Genomic DNA, 19,382 nt, shown 5'->3' with positions numbered 1-19,382 from the left:
CTTATCGTCTGATATAAATCATTAAAACAGACGTTAAATCAATAAATTGTGTGCAATTTGGCTACGTTACCAAGATTTGGTAAATTTGAGTAAAATTATAGTCAAAATGGGAAAAAACACATCAATATCACTTGGAAATCATTTTGAAGATTTTATCAGAGAAGAAGTAAATTCTGGCAGATATGGTTCGGTTAGCGAAGTAATTCGTTCTGCATTACGCCTATTAGAGCGTGAAGAAAAAAAAGAAAGAGAACTGATTAAAGCTCTTGAAGTTGGAGAAAATAGTGAATTTGTTGAAAATTTTGACCCAAAACAACATCTGAAAGAATTACATCGCAAACACTTATGAGTCAAAACAAATATCGCATAAGTAAACAAGCGATTAAGGATTTAGATAAAATTTGGATTTATACTCTTAACAAATGGTCTAAAGAACAAGCAGACAGATATTACGATTTAATAATAGCAGAAATTGAATTTATTGCGGACAATTATCTTACAGGAAAATCTGCAGAACAAACTCGAAAAAACTATCGAGTTACGAATATTAAATCTCATCTGATTTTTTACAGAAAAGTTGAAAATGATATTGTAGAAATCGTTAGAATTTTACATCAGAGAATGGATATTAAAAAACGACTGAAATAAAAACTTCCCACACCAAAGTATCTAAAAAATTGCTTTTTTGTGCTTAACCAATGTTAGTTGCTTTGTTTGCTAGCTTCTAATTTTCCTTCGCTAAATCCTCGCACACAAACACGCAACTACTCATAGCCTAGACCGATAACCACAAAAAAACCAGTTTATTAAACTTAGTCTTCTTACTACCTTCGTACATCACATATTTTACCAAAAACGATTCTATTTTCGCGTGGTTTGCTTTATTTTAATAACAAATTACTAAAAAAACAAGCACATATACGAATTTGCATTTTAAAGAGAAAAAGGCGAACTTGGTTATTGTTTGATATATGCCATAAAATTGACTTTAAATTATTAAAGTTGTAACACATTTTGAGAAAACATCGAAAATAACATAAATCCTCTATTATTAAGAAAATTTTGGCCAATACAATTATGATAAAAACATTTTACTTCTTATTCCTAATTTCCTTTTCTCTCTACTCCCAAACCCAAATTGGAGACCCAATTAATATTAATGCAGAGCATATTGAAACATCCTCTGATGGAAATAAAATAGCCATATTAGAGGACATTAATGGCACCGTAAATGTTAAAACCTATATCTATAATAATTCGGAATGGACAACAAACTCTGAGAACGATATTTCTAATTTAGATATGGGTGTAGATAATAGTTCTTTAAGCATGTCCAAGGATGGTAATATTTTAGCTGTAGGTTCATCTAATAGAAATTTCAATAGCCCAGATCCCAATTTAATGAATATTGGTATTGTAAGAGTTTATGAAAACATAAATGATCTGTGGGTTCAAGTAGGGAATGATCTTACAACTGGTAATGAGCTAGACGGTTTTGGTAATAGTAGTAGAGGGAATGGTATAGATTTATCAGAAGATGGTTCTATTATTGCAATCGGAGCTTTAGACTATTATGCGAATGGTGAATTTGGAGATGACTACGGACTTGTTAAAGTATTTTCTAATAATCAAGGAACTTGGGAACAAATGGGAAATGACATAATTGGTGAGCTTGATTCGCATACTGGACAAGCAGTTTCTTTATCCAATGATGGTTTTGTTTTGGCTGTTGGAGCGAGTAAACACCAAAATTTTAAAGGTCAGATAAAAGTCTATAATTTCCAGAATGATAATTGGATTCAAATTGGAAATGCAATTAACGGTGAAGCTGAAGGTGACTTACTAGGAACAACTGTTAGTCTTTCAGGTAACGGCAATAAACTAGCCTTAAGTGTACCAAACTCTGGTAATTACACATTGGGTTATGCAAAAGTATTTGAGAATATTAATGATAATTGGACACAAATAGGTCAGACTGTTGGTGGTGATGGAACATATTATCGGTTTGGTTTAAGATTATCTTATTCTTCAGATGGTTCAATATTAGCATTAAGTTCTGTCGACAATACAACAATTTATCAAGTTACAGGAAATACTATCAATCAATTTAATACTGTTATAAATAGTAATTCCTCGCCAATGAACATATCTTCAGATGGCACCAAGTTGATTGTTCAAAATTCTTCAGAAGTACTTGTTTATGACATCACAGCAATTCCTCTATCAACAGAAGAATTCACAAATCAAAAAGTATCTTTTTACCCAAATCCTGCCGATGATATGGTAAATATTACTTTAGAAAATAATGATATTTTAAAGCAAGCTACTATTTTTAATATTTACGGTAAAAGTATGTTATCTTCTCAAAATAATTTAATAAATACAAGTTTACTACCTTCTGGAATGTACATCGTTGAAATCGACACTTTATTTGGGAAGTCATTTAAAAAACTAATTATTAAATAAGAAACAAATTGAAATAAAAATGTGTGTTCAAACCATACAATATTAATTACTTACCTCGTAACTATTTTTAGCGAAGGCACCATTAGAAAATCACTAAAAAATAAGTATATAAACCTATTTGCTTTTTAACAGAAAAAATGCAACTTGCTTAGAGTTTGATATCATTTAATTCAACATGCGCTATATCAAAAAAGTTGCCACACATTTAACCAAAAACATTTATGAAACAAAAAATTATTTTTTACACAATAACATTACTATGCATTCTTAATGTTAATGCCCAAGTCAGGCAAAGTGATTATAACCTTTTGCAAGCTAAAGAATTTAGTAAAGACATTTCTTTGTTCAAAGCAAAGACCTTTTTAACTCATAATGTTTTAACAACATCTGAAACATCATTACAATTTGAAGCAATTCCTTTAGCAGCGGCAAGTTCAGGAGAGTTAACAACCTTGTTATACAAATGTGAATCACAAAATAAAGAAGGGCTGGTTTTAGGTTTTTATGGAAATTATTGGAATGACGCAGGAGTTATTTTTCAAGGCTATGGCTTCAAAAATTTGCCCAAAGAACAAGCCCATGAATTTTTAACAAAGATTGAAACGGAAATTGAAAAAAACCAAAAATTTCTTAAAAATAATGATGACAACAATAATATCGTATTCGAATATGACGATTTAAAAGTAATGATTTGGACAACTTCTGGTGGCTATTTGATAAGAGTATATTGGAATGACTTTGACTCTACTTGGGAAAAGACCTCTTTTGAAAGATCAAAAAGAAGATTTGAAAGAAAAATTAAATAAAAAAGTGGAGTCGGTACCGACAATAGCTCATTGCGGCTGAATTCTTAATCAGAATTCATTGCAATTTGCTATCTCAATTAAGGCGGAAAATACTTTAGGATATTCCACAACGAGCCATACACAAAACCAATAAGCACAAAAAAACCAACTAATTAAACTAAGCCTTCGTACTACCTTAGTACATCACATATTTTACCAAACACGATTTCTTATTTGGCCTGGTTTATTTTATTTTAATAATAAATCACTAAAAAATAAGTATATATACCTATTTGCTTTTTAATAGAAAAAGGCGACCTTGCTTATCGTCTGATATAAGTCATTAAAACGGACGTTATATCAATAAAGTTAGGCAATATTAGAAAAGACGAATCGAAAGTAGATAAAATTATGAAAGATAGAATAACTTATTATGACTTGCTAAGAGGATTAGCAATAATTGGAGTAGTAGCAATACACTCATCAGGTATAGGATATACTTTTAATGATACAAGTATAGGTTTTAATATTACTGTTTTATGGAGACAGATGATTAATTTTTCTGTACCTATGTTTATTGCCATTTCTGGATTTTTCCTCGCAAATAAAGATGTAGAGTCCAAGGAATCTTACTTGAGATTTATCAAAAAACAAGTCCCAAGAGTATTGATACCATATTTATTATGGAGTGTATTGTATCTTTGGATAGCATATCTGAGAGGAGACTCTCTCTTAAGATTGACTTATCGTCTATTTACATTTACTTCCTCATTCCCATTCTACTTTATAATACTGATAATTGAGTATTATTTACTTTTACCTATATTGCAAAAATTGGCAACAGTAAGGGGACTGGTAATATCTGCCTTGATTAGTGGAATAAGTTGCTATTTAATTTTTTACTTAAGATACTACACGGAAATTAGATTACCAATTTTTGTATATGGTTCAGCACCTAGTTGGTTGATATTTTTTGTACTCGGTATTTACTTAAGAAATAATACTATAAAGATGAATAATAAAGCATTGATTCTTTTAGTTATTGCTGGATTAACCCTTTCTTTAGTAGAAACATATACATTGTATCATAAATTTAATGATATTAGCAATAGTGTTACAGCGGTTAAAATTAGTTCATTTATTTATTCAACTTCCATAATTTTATTTACTTTTAAAAATGCAGATAGAAATCTTAACAAAACAAAACTGTTGACATATATTGGAGAACTGTCTTTTGGAATTTTCCTTTCTCATATGTTCTTTTTGATTGAATTAAAACCTATAATAAATAATTTATTGCCTATTCTAAAAGAGAGCGCAATACTTTACCAATTTTCTTTAATTGGTTTAACATTAAGCTGTTGTTTAGTTTTCGCATTGATTACAAGAAAAATAAATAAAGTGAAAGCTGTAAAATATTTGGGGCAATAACATTACTTAACAATAAATAATACATAATACGGGGTAATTTGGTAAATTTGAGGATTAAAACATTATATAAACTAAGTAGCGGTTTGATAGCGAAGTTCTTTGAAATATCGCACTACGCATATTCGAGCCTATAAGTGAACCAACTACCCAACTAATTAAACATAGCCTTCTTACTCCCCTCATACATCACATATTTTACCAAACGCGATTCTTATTTGGCCTGGTTTGTTTTATTCTAATAACAAATCAATAAAAAATACGGGTATTTACGTATTTATTTTTTAACAGAAAAAGTTGAACTTGCTTATCGTCTGATATAAGTCATTAAAACGGACGTTATATCAATAAAGTTAGGCAACATAAAAAATGACGCGTAAAAAAATAATAGTTCCTTCAAGATTAACTTTTCAGAACTCAATAGATTTTGTGAAAAATTTGCGCGTTTTAGAACCACGTAAAGAAATTAATTTCGACTTCACAAATTTAGTAACAATTGACCCTTTTTCATTACTTCTCGTTTCAAGCGAAATTCAGAGATGTAGGAGTCGACTGAAAGAATCAAAATTCTTGGCAACTAATTTTGAACATTGTTCTTACGCTGCTCATATGGGATTTTTTCAAGCTTTTGGAATGAATTTCGGTAAAAAACCAGGTGAAGCCAAAGGCAGTTCGACTTATATCCCAATTAATATTTACAATACACAAGAAATTAAAAAAGACGCTCGAGATTTAATGATTAATCCCGCTGAATTGTTAGAATCGAAAGCAAAGGAGATTTCTAACATTTTAACACGTAGTGAAAGTGGAGATTTAAATGAAGTTTTGACTTATTGTTTACGTGAGATATTTAGAAATGTAATAGAACATAGTCATTCTGAACAATTTGGATTTTGTGCTCAATATCGACCTTCATTAAATAGAGTTTCCTTTTCTATTATAGACAGAGGAATTGGACTTAAGGAATCTTTAGAAAACAATCCAACTCTAAATTTAAATAATGATGAAGATGCAATTAGAGCAGCTTTAAAACCAGCTACTTCAGGAAAGGTTTATAAAGGTCAGAAAAACAAACCAAAAGGAGAATGGGCTAATTCTGGATATGGTTTATTTATGACAAGTAATATTTGTAAAAGAGGTGGTGGTTTTTTTATTGCTAGCGGAGATTATGGATATTACACATCTGAAAATAAAGAAAGAATATTGGAAACACCTTTTAAAGGAACTGCTTTGAATTTAGCACTTGACACAAATCGAATAAAAAACTTGTACACTATGTTAAGAGAAATAGATAACAATGATATAAAATCGAAAAGCAAACCATCAAAATCCTCAATGGGCTTAATGAATAAAAAATAATACGTTGCCTAACACCGTATATAATTTATTGCTAGTTCTAGCCTACTTACGAAAATCCTCGCGGATTTTCTATCCAGTTTTTATTTGCTAAATTAGATGCTTAAACCACGCAACAAACCATATACAACCACGATAAGCAACACAAACTAATCCTAATTAAACTAAGCCTTCGTACTACCTTCGTACATTACATATTCTACCAAACTCAATTCTATTTTCGCGTGGTTTGTTTTATTTTAATAACAAAAGACTAAAAAATACGGGTATTTACGTATTTACTATTTTTAAAAAAAAGTCTAACTTGCTGAATACCTGACTTAAGTGATAAAAACAGACGTTACATCGATAAAGCTAGGAAACATTAAACAGCATAACTATTAAAATGAAGAAAAAAAGAAAATCAAATATTGAGCTTTTAAGAATAGTATTGATGTTAATGATTATTAGCCACCATATTATTGTTCATGGATTAGGATTAAAAAATATTACTTCGGAAGATTTTATTAATACTAAATTGACATACATAGAAATTTTATTGAATAGTTTTTTTGTAATGGGAGTCAATGGTTTCGTTTTTATTTCTGGATACTTTGGCATAAAGTTCAAAATTAAAAGAATACTATCCATTATAGTTCAAGCTATAAGTTATTCAGTGATTCTTTATTTAGGGTTATGCCTTATTAACAAAGTTGATTTTGATTTTTTTTCGCTCAGTAAGGCGTTTTTCCCTATTTCAAGAAATATTTGGTGGTTCATTACCACTTATATTGGTTTGTATTTTATAGCTCCTTTTCTTAATTCTGGAATGAAAAACTTGAAAAAGACTGAGTTGATATATATATTAGTCGGATTATTCATATTAAACTGTTTTTCAAGTTTTGCTTTCGGAGGTATTTCAAAAAGCGGATATCATTTATTCAATTTTATATTCTTGTATTTAATAGGTAGATTTATTAGACAGACTGAGATAAATATTAAACACCCTAAATTAATATTTTTATCCTGCTCATTCACAATTAGTCTTTTAGGGTTTATTTTTATTGGTATCAATAAAACACCCTTTGTTTGGCGTCTCTTCTATTACAATAATCCAATTCTTATATTATCAGCAATTTCTTTATTTTTTGTGTTTTTTAATTTTAAGATTGGTTACAATAAACAGATTAATATTATTGCTCAATTAGTTCTTGGTGTTTATATGATTCATGATTTTCCAAATGTTCGTAATTTTATCGCTAGCATTGTTAATTTCTTTGAAAAAAATTATAATCTAGCACTATTGCCATTATTACTATTGACTTTAATTTTATCTATATTTATTATTAGTAGTTTGATTGAATACATACGATTCTATCTGTATAATTCATTTTATAACAAAATAAATGATTCGTTGGAAATAGACCAATTAAAATCTAAATTAATAACGTTTGCAAACAATGTACATAAAACATTTGTCGCATAATGTTAATTTTATGCCTTTTCATTTAATATAAATTGTAAAGGTTTGATAAGCCTTAAGCTCGAAATCACCTACTTTGCATATACTCAACGATAAGCACCAAAAACCAACTAATTAAATTTAGCCTTCTTACTACCTTCGTACATTACATATTTTACCAAACGCGATTCTAATTTAGCGTTGTACAGTTGTATTTTTCGCGAAGGGCGTAAACCAACATGTTTTAGAGCATTTAAATTACTGGTAATAAACCAAGCATCGGTGCCTGGGTAACTTTGTTTAAGGGTATCGCCTATGTTTTTGTAAAACAATTCCATATCAATATTTAAACGTTCGCCGTAGGGCGGGTTAAACACCATGTGTAGTTTTTCGTTTCCGCCTTTTTGGGTTTTAAAGAAATCTTCGTGTTTTACGGTAATAAAATCGTCTAATTGGGCATTTTCTGCATTTATTTGTGCTTTTTTAACAGCACTTGGTGCTTTATCGTAACCTATTATTTTATGATGAAAATCGCGTGTTTTTTTAAGCAACGATTCTTCAATTTTTTCAAATAACTCCACATCCCAATCTGGCCAACGCTCAAAAGCAAATTCTTTGCGCATTAGGTTTGGTGGTATGTTACAGGCAATCATAGCAGCTTCAATTAACATGGTGCCCGAGCCACACATGGGGTCCATAAAATCGCATTGCCCATCCCAACCAGACAGCATAATTAATCCTGCTGCCAACACTTCGTTTATAGGCGCAATGTTTGTAGCGGTTTTATAACCACGTTTATGTAGGGAATCGCCAGAGGTATCTAACGAAATATTACAGTGGTTTTTACTAATGTGTACGTTTATTTTAACGTCGGGAAACTTTAAATCTACACTTGGCCGCTCGCCGGTAGTTTCACGAAACTTATCTACAATTGCATCTTTTGTTTTTTGTGCTATAAACAAGGAATGTGAAAACAAATCGGAGTGTATGGTAGCATCTACAGCCAAGGTACCGTTGGATTTTAGGTATTGGCTCCAATCCATGGCGTAAATGTTTTTATATAAATCGGTTTCGTTTTTTACTTTAAATGAATGTATGGGCTTTAAAATTTTTATAGCGGTACGCAACGCTAAGTTTGCCTTGTACATAAAGCCTTTATCGCCTACAAACGAAACCATTCGCACTCCTTTGTTTATGTTTTGCGCGCCTAACTGTATAAGTTCGTTTTCTAATATATCTTCGAAGCCAAAAAGGGTTTTGGCTATCATTTTAAAGTTTTCTTCCATAGTTTATATAAAATACATTGCAAAAATAATGTAATTTTGCCCGAAACATAAAGTTTACTGATAATTAGGTTAAGGATTGCAGTGGCATCCTTTTTATTTGGGTTGGTGTAATGCGATAGCAATTACAACGAACTAAATAAAAAGATATAACGGAAAGCCTGACCGCGCCTAAGCGTGGTAACCTCCAAAAAATTATGACAAAACAAACTACTAAATGGTTTACTTCGTGGTTTAACACCCCGTTTTACCACACGCTTTACAAAGATAGAGATACTACAGAGGCCGAGGTTTTTATGAATAACCTTACCAATTACCTTAATTTACCCGAAAACGGACGAATTTTAGATTTGGCGTGCGGCAAAGGCAGGCACTCTAAATACTTAAACAGTATTGGTTACAATGTTACGGGTGCCGATTTAAGCGAAAATAGTATTGCTTTTGCTAAACAGTTTGAAAATAGTAGCCTACATTTTAAAGTGCATGATATGTGCCAACCTTTTGGCGAAACTTTTGATGCTGTTTTTAACTTGTTTACTAGTTTTGGATATTTTGAAAACGATGAGGACAACCTTAAAACCTTAAAAGCCATTAAAACCAACCTTAACGAAACGGGGTTTGGGGTTATCGATTTTATGAATAGCGATTTTGTTATTGATAATTTAGTACCCGAAGAGGTTAAAACCGTTGATGATATTACATTTTATTTAAAGCGTTTTGTTGATAATGGCTATATTATTAAGGATATTAGTTTTACACACGAAGGCGAAAACTACAATTTTCAAGAGCGTGTGCGTGGGTTTACTTTAAAAGATTTTGAAGCGTTGTTTGAAGCGGCCAATATTTTTTTACTAGATACTTTTGGCGATTATAAATTACATAAGTTTGATGCCAAACAATCGGAACGTTTAATTATGATATTTAAATAATTTTTTATTAAATGATTAAGTTTCTCTTACCTGTTTTTGCTGTTATTTTAGGTATTGTTTTGGCTTTTTTTACTAAAAGCCAAAAGTCTTGGAACAACAAATTACTATTATCGTTTAGTGGTGCTTTTTTACTGGCATTAACTTTATTTGAATTACTTCCAGAAGTTTACCATCACTTAAACACGAAATTTACTGGCCTTTTAATAATGGGCGGTATTTTACTTCAAATTGTTTTAGAGCTTTTCTCTAAAGGTGCAGAGCATGGGCATGTTCATGTAAATAAAAACGACAGTACATTCCCGTGGTTATTATTTATTAGTTTATGTATTCATAGTTTTTTAGAAGGCTTCCCTATACACGACCACAACACGATGGTACTTGGGGTTTTGGTGCATAAAATTCCTATTGCTACTATGCTTACACTGTTTTTAATACAATCGCATTTTAGTAAAACACAGCGTATTTTGTTTTTAGTATTTTTTGGACTAATGACGCCGTTGGGCACTTTAATATCGAACACCGCAAACTTAAATCACGACACGGTAAGCGCTATAAACGCCATTGTTATTGGTATATTTTTACATATTAGTACTACTATATTGTTTGAAAGTGGCGACGGACATAAATTTAATTTATCGAAATTTGTAGCCATTATTTTAGGGGTTACAGTAGCCTATTTTATATAAGTTACCGCTTTCGCGGAAAATACCGAAAAAGAGAATTTTTAAATGTTTAGTAAAGAAGAATCGCGAAAATTACGTCAAGACTTTTGGATTAGCTTTGGAAAATCTTTTCCGAGGAAATGGATTTTGTACGATACAAAACTGAAAGGCTTTAGTTTTAAATTTCATTTTGATACTAAAAAAGCATTAGTAGCGCTTGATGTTGAAGACGATTTGGAATTTAGAATTAAATATTGGGAAAAATTAGTTGCCTTAAAAAGTATTTTACACGACGATTATTTACCTAATGCCATTTACGAAGAAGAATATTTTCTTGAAAACCATAAAGAAATTTCTAGAATTTACGTGCCTTTAGAGGAAAAGGTTTCTATACACAACAAAAACACCTGGCAACAGGTTATGGAGTTTTTTAATGAAAACATGAGCTTATTCGAAGCCTTTTTTGAAGAATATAAAGAGGTTATTGAAGGCTAACTAATTACAACAAGCTTCACATTTTCCTTGAATTAATACTTGAGCGCCTGCTACTTCCCTATTGGGTAGGTTTGGTATTGTAATATCTACATTTAAACAATCTATTTTTCCGCAATCGGTACATTGAAAATGTGGATGCACATCGGTATGCTTGTGTTCGCTACAACCTTTACAGGGCGCATACCATTTTATACCGTTAACTCCTAAAAAGGAATGTAAAACGCCATCGTCTTCTAGCCTATCTAAAACCCGATACACTGTGGTTTTATTTATTTTATCGCTAAACCTTTCAACCAAATCTATTACAGAAATAGCTTTGTTTTCTGCATTAAAAGCGTCTAAAACTAAACTAACCGATTGTGTTTTGCGTACAACTCCCATATCACAAATTTAATATAAGTTAGTTGCAATAACAAACATTATAAGTATATTTGCAACTTAGTTGCATTAATATAAATTTAAATGAACATTTCTATTAAAAAACCCGATACGTTGGGTGCTTTAGCAAGCTCTATTTGCTTAATACATTGCATAGCTACCCCGTTTTTATTTATGGCCCAAACTACTGTTGCCGCTTGTTGCGCTTCAAAGGCAGTACCTACTTGGTGGCACGCCATCGATTTTATTTTTATAGTTATTTCGTTTTTTGCGGTGTATCGTTCTACTCAAACATCAACTAATAACAGTATAAAAATTGGGCTTTGGGTGTCTTGGAGCCTACTTTTTATCTTAATAATAAATGAAAAAATAGAATGGTTAGCAATACCTGAAATGGTTATGTACATAGTTGCTATTTCGTTGGTTATTTTACACGTGTATAATTTGAATTATTGCCAATGCAAAACCGATAAATGCTGTACAAAAAATGAATAAAGATTTAATTGAAAACATTGGAGATAACCATATCTCTACAAACATAGAAACGCCTTTACTACCAAATGCTTTTGATAAAAGTGATGATGAGAAAATTGAAAACATAAAGCATCACTTTGCAAAAATAATGGAAGAATTAGGTTTAGATTTAACTGACGATAGCTTATCTGGAACGCCATACCGCTTTGCAAAAATGTACGTTAAAGAGTTGTTTTATGGCTTAAACCCAAAAAACAAACCTAAACTATCGGTTTTTGAAAACAAATACAAGTATAAAAAAATGCTTGTAGAACAAAACATAACTATCGATTCGTCCTGCGAGCATCACTTTTTACCAATTACTGGGCATGCGCATATTGCTTACATCCCTAAAGATAAAGTTATTGGCTTATCTAAAATTAACAGATTGGTAGATTATTACGCCCACCGTCCGCAAGTACAAGAGCGTTTATCGCTTCAAATTTTAAAAGACCTGCAAGCGGTTTTAAACACCAAAGATGTTATTGTAATGATTTCTGCAAAACACCTGTGCGTATCATCACGAGGCATTAAAGACAAAGATAGTTTTACCACAACTATTGAATATGATGGCGAGTTTAACAACGAACTACAACGAAACGAGTTTTTCGGTATTGTTAATAATTCATCAACATAAATTAAGTAGCTAATTTTAAAATGAAAAAACTACCCGTTACAGTATTAAGCGGTTTTCTTGGGGCAGGAAAAACCACTTTATTAAATCATATTCTACATAACAAACAAGGCTTAAAAGTGGCTGTTATTGTTAACGATATGAGCGAAGTTAACATTGATGCGCAATTTATTGAAAACGAAAACACCCTTTCTAGAACCGAAGAAAAGTTAGTAGAAATGAGCAATGGCTGCATTTGCTGTACACTTCGTGAAGACCTTATGGTAGAAGTTGAAAAATTAGCTTCACAAAATAAGTTCGATTATTTACTTATAGAAAGCACAGGTATTAGCGAACCCATTCCGGTTGCCCAAACGTTTACCTTTGAAAGCGAAGATGGAAACATTGATTTAAGTCGTTTTAGCTACATTGACACTATGGTAACCGTAGTTGATGCTTTTAATTTTTTAAAGGATTTTTCTAGTCCAGATTATTTAGCATCAAGAGAACTTACAAATATTGAAGGCGATAACCGCACCATTGTTAATTTACTTACCGATCAAATTGAATTTGCTAATGTTATTATTTTAAACAAAATAGATCTAGTTGATAACAAAGATTTAGAAGAACTTAAAGCTATAATAACCTCGTTAAATCCTGAAGCAAAAATAATTACATCGACGCAATCTGAAGTAAATTTAAATGAAGTTATAAATACCGGATTATTTAATTATGAAAAAGCTGAAGCTTCGGCAGGTTGGATAAAAGAATTAGAAAACGAACACACTCCTGAAACCGAAGAATATGGTATTGGTTCGTTTGTATTTAGAAGTAAAAAACCATTTCATCCGGAGCGCTTTTTAACCTATTTAAACACAGATTTCCCGCAAAATGTTATTCGTAGCAAAGGGTTATTTTGGCTAGCATCTCGACCTAATCAAGCTCTAATATGGAGTTCGGCAGGTGGTTCTTGTAAAGCCGATAATGCGGGCGTTTGGTGGGCTTCTATGTCTTTATCAGAACGTGCCAATTACGCTGCTTTTGTAGAAAATCAACTGGTGATAGAATCTAATTGGGATGCTAATTTTGGAGATCGAAAAATAGAACTCGTTTTTATTGGGCAGTATCTCGACAAAGAAAACATGATAGCTCAACTCAATAAATGTTTACTAACCGATAACGAAGTAAACCTTTGGAAAAACAACCTATTTCCTAATACAGATTCTTGGCCAATTGAAAATTTCGCGCCAACAAATGCTTAACTTTGCGTATTAAACAGCAACTATGCAATCTATTAAAATAGGAATAATAACCGTCAGCGATAGAGCCAGTAATGGTGTTTATGAAGATTTAAGCGGAAAAGCCATTATTAATACGCTAAACGATTATTTAACTTCAAACTGGCAAGACGTTTATAAAATTATTCCTGATGAACAAGATGTTATTGAGCAAACCATTATTGACATGGTTGATAACGAAAATTGTTGTTTAGTGGTAACCACAGGTGGCACAGGACCCGCAAAACGCGACGTTACCCCAGAAGCTACCGAAGCTGTTTGCGACCGTATGATGCCCGGTTTTGGTGAATTGATGCGCGCCGAATCTTTAAAATATGTGCCAACGGCCATTTTATCTAGGCAAACTGCCGGACTTAGAGGCAGCAGTTTAATTATAAATTTACCCGGTAAACCAAAATCTATTCGCGAATGTTTAGATGCTGTTTTTCCCGCTGTGCCTTATTGCATCGACCTTATGCAAGGGCCTTATTTAGAGTGTAACGAAAACGTTATTAAACCATTTAGACCTAAAAACAAATAAACCATGGAAGCTGTAATTACCATAGTTGGATTTTTAGGAGCTGGTAAAACCACACTTTTAAAGTATTTAATTGAAAATTTTCAAGCTAAAAACTGGCAACCTTTTGTAATTTTAAACGATTACGAAAACGCCAATATGGATGTACAACAGTTTAGAGAACAGCTTAACTTAAACACTATAAAACCTTTAAGCGGCAGCTGTATTTGTTGCAGTGGCATTGTAGAGCTGCGCGATACTGTAAACCGAATTCCCGAACGAAAAAATGGGGTTACATTAATTGAAGCTAACGGCACATCAGATGCGTGTTCGCTTATGGAATTTTTAGGCGTTGGGCTAAACGAACGCTTTTTACCACCCATTCAACTCTCTGTGGTCGATGTGAAAAACTGGCAAAAACGAGGCGAACATAACGAATTAGAAGCAAATCAAATTCAAGTGTCTTCCCTCCTAGTTTTAACACATTTAGATCAGGTTGATGCACACCGAAAAAACACCGTTATTCAAGATTTAAAACAACTAAATCCATCAGCACAAATTATAGATTTTAATGCCTTAGATGTGTTGTTATTGCCCAAATTATTACCATCTAAAAACAATGCCGAAAAACTCGATCATTTAAAAGCGCATTGGGCATCTTGTTCTGTAGATTTACCTAACTTGCCTTCGGAGCAAATTATAAAAAACATATGCGACCACTTGCCAAAAAGTATTTTACGTGTTAAAGGTTGTACAAAGCTTGCTAATAACAATAACTACACTTATTTTGAGCGCAAACCCGATGGTTCTGTTAATATTAGGCCGTTTAAAGGTGTTCCTATTACAGGTGCAAAATTACTAACTATTGGTCCTGGTAGTAAACCAGAAGTTTTAAATGAGGCGATTGTGTCGCAATTAAATGGAATAAAATAATACCTTATTTAGTTTTAAAGATTTTTTTGAATTAACAATGATACAAACCCAAAATCTTACGTTTAAATATAAAAACCAGAAAACCGCTATTGGCTTTCCTGATATTCATTTAAAAGAAAACGAACATCTTTTAATACTAGGAAAATCTGGTATTGGTAAAACCACGCTTTTGCATCTTTTAGCCGGTTTATTAAAACCAGAAACTGGAAATGTTACTATAAACAACACCAATATTAACACATTATCGAGCAGTAAACTCGATAAATTTAGAGGCGAAAATGTTGGTTTAGTATTTCAGCAAAAACACGCCATACAATCTTTAAGTGTTATAGAGAATTTACAAGCACGCTTATTCTTCAGCAATAAAAAAGAAAATCAAAACAAACTAAACGACCTTTTAGAGCAACTTAATTTAACGGCTTGTAAAAACAACAAAATAAACCAGATAAGCGAAGGCCAGCTTCAGCGTTTAGGCATTGCGCTTTCTGTGGTACACAATCCGCAAGTTATTTTAGCCGATGAGCCCACATCGAGTTTAGATGATGAAAACTGTGAGGCTGTAATTAACTTGTTAAAACAGCAAGCCGAAAAAAACAAGGCGCATTTAATTGTAATTACACACGACCAGCGCATAAAGTCCTTTTTTGAAAATACCATGACGCTATGAACATCTGGAAAATTAGCATAAAAAACCTAAAGTCGAAATCGTTCTACACGGTTTTAAGTATTATTATTTTAGCACTAAGCATTACACTACTACTTGGTATTCAGCAAATAAAATCTTCATTTGAATACCAAATGGAAAACAATTTAGGTGATATAGATTTGGTAATTGGCGCAAAAGGAAGTCCGTTGCAACTCGTTTTGGCGTCCATTCTTCATTTAGATAATCCTACGGGAAATATAAAGTACACTGAAGCTAAAAAATTAGCAAAAAACCGATTAATTAAAACGGCAGTTCCTATTTCTTACGGCGATAATTACAAAGGGTATCGCATTGTTGGTACGACCGATGAATTCTATAATTTTTATAACGCCGAATTAGAAAAAGGGCAATTTACAAAAGAAGCTTTTCAAGTTGTTATTGGCGCAACTTTAGCCAAAAACCTAAATTTAAAACTAGGCGATAATTTTAAAAGTTCGCACGGTTTGGTGGATAATACTATTGATGTACATGACGATAAGTTAATTGTTGTTGGTATTTTAAAACCCACGCAAAAAGTAATAGATTGTTTAATTGTAACAAATTTAGAAACGGTTTGGGATGTTCATGATCATGATGACGAAGAACATACAGACTCGCATGAATCGGAACATAACGACTCTGAAGCTCATGAAGCACATGAACATGACAATGAGCATCATGAACACGATGGGCACGATGAGCACGATCATGAAACTACGGATGAAGCTCACCACGACCACGAAAATCATTATGACGAAGACAAAGAAATCACCTCATTGTTAGTACAATTTAGAAGCCCAGTAGCACTTTTAAATTTCCCCAGAAAAGTAAACGAAAGCAGTAATTTACAAGCGGCGATTCCTAAATATGAGTTAGATAGATTATACGAATTTACAAGCATTGGGTTTAAAACCATTACTTGGATAGCCTATTTAATACTTATTATATCTGGCATTACCATTTTTGTAAATCTTTATAAAATGGTAAAAGAACGCGCTTTCGATTTAGCCATTTTAAGAACTTACGGCGCAAGTAACTTGCAATTAATTAAAATGATTGCTTACGAAGGTTTTACCGTTGCAATAATTGCATTTTTAGCAGGTTTCTTATTTGTAAAGGTTGGTTTAACCTTAGTTTTAAAAACGGCCAGATTAGGTTTTAAACAAAATATTATTAAAACTTTAACCTTTGAAGATGGCATGCAAGTTGCAATATTAGTTTTTATAATGGTAACTTTGTCCATTGCTTTGGCGATTTACCCAATTTTAAAAATGAATATTTCAACTATTTTAAGCAATGAAAAATAAAATATTAATAGCCTTATTTTTAATAACATCTGCGACTTCCTTTGGGCAAAAACTAATTACTTGGGAAGATTTATCGGAAGTAAAATTTGTAGAGAAGTTTTTCCCAATTTACGATGATGTGTTTTTAGTTCCAGAATTTTCTGAATCTATAAAGGCTTTAGAAGGAAAACGTATTACAATTACAGGCTACTTTTTACATATTTCCCCAAAGGATAAATTATACATGCTATCCAAAGGCCCAATGTCATCTTGTTTTTTCTGCGGTGTTGGCGGTCCGGAAACAGCTATAGAAATGCAATTTGAAGACCGACAAAATTTAAAAACCGACGATATTGTCTCTGTAACTGGTAAATTAACATTAAACGCAGACGATGTAGAACACTTTAATTATATTTTAAGCGAATGTGAAGTTAAACTTCTCGATTAAAAATTAAGCAAGCCTTTTTAACATTTCGTAATCGTCCATTACAAAACCGCTGCCTATATCTATTAGTAATTTTTTTGTAGTTATAAATCCTATGCTTTTATAAGCTTTTATTGATTGGGAATTATACTTATTAACTGTAAGTCTAATTTTTAAAAGCCCCATTTTTAGTGCTTCTGCTTCAACAAAAGCGATAGCTTGCTTACCAAAACCTTTTCCGCGAAAGCGTTTTAAAACATATAGTTTGCTTAAAAAAAGTGAGTTTTGTTCTGGTTTTATCGCCAAATATCCCAAGGCTTCATTAGCCGACTTTATTATAAAATAAATATAACCAGATTCTATCTGCATTTGTATAGCTTCAGCAGATTGGTACTTCTTCAACATATATGCCACCTGATCCTCGCCTATTATTGGTGTATAATGTACTTGCCAAATGGTTTTTGCTAAAACTTCAATCGTTTCAAAATCAATTATGCTTTCAGCTTTAAAAAATTTAATCATTTTAAAGAATATAAAAATAAGTCATAATAAAATGAAATACAGCACCTGCCAAAACAAACACATGCCAAATTACATGATTAAATGGTATTTTCTCGATGGCATAAAACACAATACCGCCTGTGTAAGCAACACCTCCGGCAAATAAAAACCAAATGCCTTTATCGCCAATTTGTTGAGATAATACAGTAAAATCGCAAACCACAAGCCACCCCATTACCAAATACAACAGCGTTGAAAACACTTCGAACTTCCCTGTAAAAAACAGTTTTAAAATAACACCAAAGGCAGCTATAGCCCAAACCAAATAAAATAATAACCAACCTTTACTTTCGGATAATGCAATTAGGCAAACCGGTGTGTAAGTTCCAGCTATTAAAAAGTAAATACTTATGTGATCTAGAATTCTAAAATAATGTTTACGCTTTTCACTTACAATAGCGTGATAACAGGTGGAAGCTGTAAAAAGAATGACTATAGAAACCCCATAAACCACAACACTAAACAAAGTCCAAAATGGTTTATTTATATCGCGTTGTATTAATAAAACCAGAGCAATTAAACCAAAAACAGCCCCCATAGCATGAGAAATAGCGTTTAGTTTTTCTTCAAAAGGCGATTGAATGCGCATTATTTTTCCTGAGGTTCTTTGGCGTTTAGCCATTTATCGGTGAGATCATAAAAATCGAAATCTAAAGCCGATTTTTGGGGTTCCAAACGACCACTTTGAAAGTTACGTTGTAAAATATCTTCAATTAAATAATCTTCTTTTTCATTTAATGGGTCGAACTCCTTTTTTAAAGAAATATCGAACATACTCGCCGTTGTGTTATACCAAAAGGCACGCCAACCGCTTCGTAAATCTTTTACTAAATCGAAGGCCGTAATGCCGGTTTGCCTATGAATGAGTTTCACTAAAATTTGGCCTTCGGTACGCGAAAATTTCTTGAGTTCTTCAGAAAACTCATTTTCAATATATTTTTGAATGTATTTTGTGTATTTTTTTTTCTGACTTGTTTTTTTTATTGTCGCTAAACGCGCACTCATTGAATCTAATCGTTCTGCAGCTAGCTTAGCATAGGGATAAACTTTTATTGTTTTTCGGCGTAAAATCAAATATCGAATACGTTCTTCTCTGCTATCAAATCGTAACTTATGCAAAAGCATGACCTCATCTAAATTTATAGATGTTTGCGGTACCGAGTCGCCTTTAATAATCAGGTATTTTTCCGAAGTAGAATCTGGCTTAAATTCATGCATTTGAGCAAAGCCTAAAAACGGAAATATTAATATTATGTACTTTAAACGGTTCATCTGTAAAATACTGAGCATTCTCTATGCCAAAATTACTAATTTACATACTGCAAAACATTTTTTTTCTATTTATATTAT

General features: G+C 32.1%; 23 protein-coding genes. 18 read left to right on the top strand and 5 right to left on the bottom strand.

Going from position 1 to position 19,382, the window contains the following annotated elements:
* Window positions 1–106: 106 nt before the first annotated feature.
* The 7 genes from LG651_RS12795 (at window position 107) to LG651_RS12765 (ending at window position 7,500) form a co-directional block, all read left to right on the top strand.
* A complete protein-coding gene (locus LG651_RS12795) occupies window positions 107–349 on the top strand; it encodes a type II toxin-antitoxin system ParD family antitoxin (RefSeq protein ID WP_226696510.1) in 243 nt (80 codons plus the stop codon).
* A complete protein-coding gene (locus tag LG651_RS12790) occupies window positions 346–648 on the top strand; it encodes a type II toxin-antitoxin system RelE/ParE family toxin (protein ID WP_226696509.1) in 303 nt (100 codons plus the stop codon). The genes LG651_RS12795 and LG651_RS12790 overlap by 4 nt, the downstream gene beginning before the upstream one ends.
* Before the next feature lie 429 nt (window positions 649–1,077).
* Window positions 1,078–2,466 carry a T9SS type A sorting domain-containing protein gene (locus LG651_RS12785; RefSeq protein WP_226696508.1) on the top strand — a complete coding sequence of 463 codons (1,389 nt, stop codon included), beginning with the start codon at window positions 1,078–1,080 and terminating at the stop codon, window positions 2,464–2,466.
* Between the two features lie 221 nt (window positions 2,467–2,687).
* Window positions 2,688–3,272 (top strand): hypothetical protein, encoded by a 585-nt coding sequence (locus LG651_RS12780; protein ID WP_226696507.1) that lies wholly within the window; start codon window positions 2,688–2,690, stop codon window positions 3,270–3,272.
* A gap of 390 nt (window positions 3,273–3,662) precedes the next feature.
* Entirely contained in the window at window positions 3,663–4,682 is a 1,020-nt protein-coding gene (locus tag LG651_RS12775; protein ID WP_226696506.1) for an acyltransferase, read from the top strand.
* A gap of 366 nt (window positions 4,683–5,048) precedes the next feature.
* A complete protein-coding gene (locus LG651_RS12770; RefSeq protein ID WP_226696505.1) occupies window positions 5,049–6,038 on the top strand; it encodes a hypothetical protein in 990 nt (329 codons plus the stop codon).
* Between the two features lie 382 nt (window positions 6,039–6,420).
* Complete coding sequence (locus LG651_RS12765) at window positions 6,421–7,500, top strand: acyltransferase (protein ID WP_226696504.1); 1,080 nt, start codon at window positions 6,421–6,423, stop codon at window positions 7,498–7,500.
* A gap of 107 nt (window positions 7,501–7,607) precedes the next feature.
* On the opposite strand, the gene LG651_RS12760 is transcribed toward LG651_RS12765, so the two are convergent.
* Window positions 7,608–8,762, bottom strand: a complete 1,155-nt coding sequence (locus LG651_RS12760; RefSeq protein ID WP_226696503.1) for a THUMP domain-containing class I SAM-dependent RNA methyltransferase — start codon at window positions 8,760–8,762, stop codon at window positions 7,608–7,610.
* Window positions 8,763–8,956: 194 nt separating this feature from the next.
* On the opposite strand from LG651_RS12760, the gene LG651_RS12755 reads away from it, so the two are divergent.
* From LG651_RS12755 to LG651_RS12745, 3 genes are read left to right on the top strand one after another with little or no spacing between them, the layout of a single operon-like run.
* Window positions 8,957–9,688, top strand: a complete 732-nt coding sequence (locus LG651_RS12755; RefSeq protein ID WP_226696502.1) for a class I SAM-dependent methyltransferase — start codon at window positions 8,957–8,959, stop codon at window positions 9,686–9,688.
* 11 nt (window positions 9,689–9,699) lie between these two features.
* Entirely contained in the window at window positions 9,700–10,374 is a 675-nt protein-coding gene (locus tag LG651_RS12750) for a ZIP family metal transporter (protein ID WP_226696501.1), read from the top strand.
* A gap of 42 nt (window positions 10,375–10,416) precedes the next feature.
* A complete protein-coding gene (locus tag LG651_RS12745) occupies window positions 10,417–10,845 on the top strand; it encodes a DUF4268 domain-containing protein (protein ID WP_226539841.1) in 429 nt (142 codons plus the stop codon).
* Here the strand turns inward: LG651_RS12745 and LG651_RS12740 are convergent, their stop codons facing one another.
* Window positions 10,846–11,226 carry a Fur family transcriptional regulator gene (locus LG651_RS12740; RefSeq protein ID WP_226696500.1) on the bottom strand — a complete coding sequence of 127 codons (381 nt, stop codon included), beginning with the start codon at window positions 11,224–11,226 and terminating at the stop codon, window positions 10,846–10,848. It lies immediately after the preceding gene.
* Window positions 11,227–11,307: 81 nt separating this feature from the next.
* Between LG651_RS12740 and LG651_RS12735 the strand changes: the two genes are divergently transcribed.
* The 8 genes from LG651_RS12735 to LG651_RS12700 are packed head-to-tail and all read left to right on the top strand — an operon-like array spanning window position 11,308 to window position 17,495.
* On the top strand, window positions 11,308–11,718 hold the full coding sequence (locus tag LG651_RS12735; protein WP_226696499.1) for a MerC domain-containing protein: 411 nt from the start codon (window positions 11,308–11,310) through the stop codon (window positions 11,716–11,718).
* Complete coding sequence (folE, locus tag LG651_RS12730) at window positions 11,711–12,373, top strand: GTP cyclohydrolase I FolE (RefSeq protein ID WP_226696498.1); 663 nt, start codon at window positions 11,711–11,713, stop codon at window positions 12,371–12,373. Before LG651_RS12735 ends, folE begins: the two co-directional genes overlap by 8 nt.
* A gap of 20 nt (window positions 12,374–12,393) precedes the next feature.
* A complete protein-coding gene (locus tag LG651_RS12725; protein ID WP_226696497.1) occupies window positions 12,394–13,611 on the top strand; it encodes a GTP-binding protein in 1,218 nt (405 codons plus the stop codon).
* A 22-nt stretch (window positions 13,612–13,633) separates the two neighbouring features.
* On the top strand, window positions 13,634–14,167 hold the full coding sequence (gene mog, locus LG651_RS12720; protein WP_226696496.1) for a molybdopterin adenylyltransferase: 534 nt from the start codon (window positions 13,634–13,636) through the stop codon (window positions 14,165–14,167).
* A 3-nt stretch (window positions 14,168–14,170) separates the two neighbouring features.
* Window positions 14,171–15,076 carry a GTP-binding protein gene (locus LG651_RS12715; protein WP_226696495.1) on the top strand — a complete coding sequence of 302 codons (906 nt, stop codon included), beginning with the start codon at window positions 14,171–14,173 and terminating at the stop codon, window positions 15,074–15,076.
* A 37-nt stretch (window positions 15,077–15,113) separates the two neighbouring features.
* Window positions 15,114–15,743, top strand: a complete 630-nt coding sequence (locus LG651_RS12710; protein WP_226696494.1) for an ATP-binding cassette domain-containing protein — start codon at window positions 15,114–15,116, stop codon at window positions 15,741–15,743.
* Window positions 15,740–17,068: an ABC transporter permease gene (locus LG651_RS12705; protein ID WP_226696493.1), complete on the top strand. Its 1,329-nt coding sequence runs from the start codon at window positions 15,740–15,742 to the stop codon at window positions 17,066–17,068. Before LG651_RS12710 ends, LG651_RS12705 begins: the two co-directional genes overlap by 4 nt.
* A complete protein-coding gene (locus tag LG651_RS12700) occupies window positions 17,058–17,495 on the top strand; it encodes a hypothetical protein (RefSeq protein ID WP_226696492.1) in 438 nt (145 codons plus the stop codon). Before LG651_RS12705 ends, LG651_RS12700 begins: the two co-directional genes overlap by 11 nt.
* Before the next feature lie 3 nt (window positions 17,496–17,498).
* On the opposite strand, the gene LG651_RS12695 is transcribed toward LG651_RS12700, so the two are convergent.
* Genes LG651_RS12695 through LG651_RS12685 form a run of 3 tightly spaced genes read right to left on the bottom strand, consistent with a single transcriptional unit; the run spans window position 17,499 to window position 19,304 of the window.
* The gene (locus tag LG651_RS12695) at window positions 17,499–17,993 is read right to left on the bottom strand and encodes a GNAT family N-acetyltransferase (protein ID WP_226696491.1); all 495 of its coding nucleotides are present in this window, start codon (window positions 17,991–17,993) and stop codon (window positions 17,499–17,501) included.
* A gap of 1 nt (window position 17,994) precedes the next feature.
* A complete protein-coding gene (trhA, locus tag LG651_RS12690; RefSeq protein ID WP_226696638.1) occupies window positions 17,995–18,621 on the bottom strand; it encodes a PAQR family membrane homeostasis protein TrhA in 627 nt (208 codons plus the stop codon).
* Window positions 18,621–19,304: a DUF4294 domain-containing protein gene (locus LG651_RS12685; RefSeq protein ID WP_226696490.1), complete on the bottom strand. Its 684-nt coding sequence runs from the start codon at window positions 19,302–19,304 to the stop codon at window positions 18,621–18,623. The genes trhA and LG651_RS12685 overlap by 1 nt, the downstream gene beginning before the upstream one ends.
* Between the last annotated feature and the right edge of the window lie 78 nt (window positions 19,305–19,382).

Origin of the sequence: Neotamlana sargassicola (assembly GCF_020523965.1) — a bacterium.
GTDB classification, from domain to species: Bacteria; Bacteroidota; Bacteroidia; order Flavobacteriales; family Flavobacteriaceae; genus Neotamlana; species Neotamlana sargassicola.
The sequence above is the reverse complement of the archived record's forward strand: the minus strand, read 5'-3'. Positions and strand labels throughout refer to the sequence as shown.

What these genes read in the sequence shown, in the direction of transcription:
- LG651_RS12695 (WP_226696491.1), bottom strand. Translation starts at nt 17,993, where the DNA reads ATGATTAAATTTTTTAAAGCTGAAAGCATAATTGATTTTGAAACGATT.
- LG651_RS12790 (WP_226696509.1), top strand. Translation starts at nt 346, where the DNA reads ATGAGTCAAAACAAATATCGCATAAGTAAACAAGCGATTAAGGATTTA.
- LG651_RS12750 (WP_226696501.1), top strand. Translation starts at nt 9,700, where the DNA reads ATGATTAAGTTTCTCTTACCTGTTTTTGCTGTTATTTTAGGTATTGTT.
- LG651_RS12770 (WP_226696505.1), top strand. Translation starts at nt 5,049, where the DNA reads ATGACGCGTAAAAAAATAATAGTTCCTTCAAGATTAACTTTTCAGAAC.
- LG651_RS12780 (WP_226696507.1), top strand. Translation starts at nt 2,688, where the DNA reads ATGAAACAAAAAATTATTTTTTACACAATAACATTACTATGCATTCTT.
- LG651_RS12795 (WP_226696510.1), top strand. Translation starts at nt 107, where the DNA reads ATGGGAAAAAACACATCAATATCACTTGGAAATCATTTTGAAGATTTT.
- LG651_RS12700 (WP_226696492.1), top strand. Translation starts at nt 17,058, where the DNA reads ATGAAAAATAAAATATTAATAGCCTTATTTTTAATAACATCTGCGACT.
- trhA (WP_226696638.1), bottom strand. Translation starts at nt 18,621, where the DNA reads ATGCGCATTCAATCGCCTTTTGAAGAAAAACTAAACGCTATTTCTCAT.
- LG651_RS12765 (WP_226696504.1), top strand. Translation starts at nt 6,421, where the DNA reads ATGAAGAAAAAAAGAAAATCAAATATTGAGCTTTTAAGAATAGTATTG.
- folE (WP_226696498.1), top strand. Translation starts at nt 11,711, where the DNA reads ATGAATAAAGATTTAATTGAAAACATTGGAGATAACCATATCTCTACA.
- LG651_RS12710 (WP_226696494.1), top strand. Translation starts at nt 15,114, where the DNA reads ATGATACAAACCCAAAATCTTACGTTTAAATATAAAAACCAGAAAACC.
- LG651_RS12685 (WP_226696490.1), bottom strand. Translation starts at nt 19,304, where the DNA reads ATGAACCGTTTAAAGTACATAATATTAATATTTCCGTTTTTAGGCTTT.
- LG651_RS12740 (WP_226696500.1), bottom strand. Translation starts at nt 11,226, where the DNA reads ATGGGAGTTGTACGCAAAACACAATCGGTTAGTTTAGTTTTAGACGCT.
- LG651_RS12705 (WP_226696493.1), top strand. Translation starts at nt 15,740, where the DNA reads ATGAACATCTGGAAAATTAGCATAAAAAACCTAAAGTCGAAATCGTTC.
- LG651_RS12760 (WP_226696503.1), bottom strand. Translation starts at nt 8,762, where the DNA reads ATGGAAGAAAACTTTAAAATGATAGCCAAAACCCTTTTTGGCTTCGAA.
- mog (WP_226696496.1), top strand. Translation starts at nt 13,634, where the DNA reads ATGCAATCTATTAAAATAGGAATAATAACCGTCAGCGATAGAGCCAGT.
- LG651_RS12735 (WP_226696499.1), top strand. Translation starts at nt 11,308, where the DNA reads ATGAACATTTCTATTAAAAAACCCGATACGTTGGGTGCTTTAGCAAGC.
- LG651_RS12745 (WP_226539841.1), top strand. Translation starts at nt 10,417, where the DNA reads ATGTTTAGTAAAGAAGAATCGCGAAAATTACGTCAAGACTTTTGGATT.
- LG651_RS12785 (WP_226696508.1), top strand. Translation starts at nt 1,078, where the DNA reads ATGATAAAAACATTTTACTTCTTATTCCTAATTTCCTTTTCTCTCTAC.
- LG651_RS12725 (WP_226696497.1), top strand. Translation starts at nt 12,394, where the DNA reads ATGAAAAAACTACCCGTTACAGTATTAAGCGGTTTTCTTGGGGCAGGA.
- LG651_RS12775 (WP_226696506.1), top strand. Translation starts at nt 3,663, where the DNA reads ATGAAAGATAGAATAACTTATTATGACTTGCTAAGAGGATTAGCAATA.
- LG651_RS12715 (WP_226696495.1), top strand. Translation starts at nt 14,171, where the DNA reads ATGGAAGCTGTAATTACCATAGTTGGATTTTTAGGAGCTGGTAAAACC.
- LG651_RS12755 (WP_226696502.1), top strand. Translation starts at nt 8,957, where the DNA reads ATGACAAAACAAACTACTAAATGGTTTACTTCGTGGTTTAACACCCCG.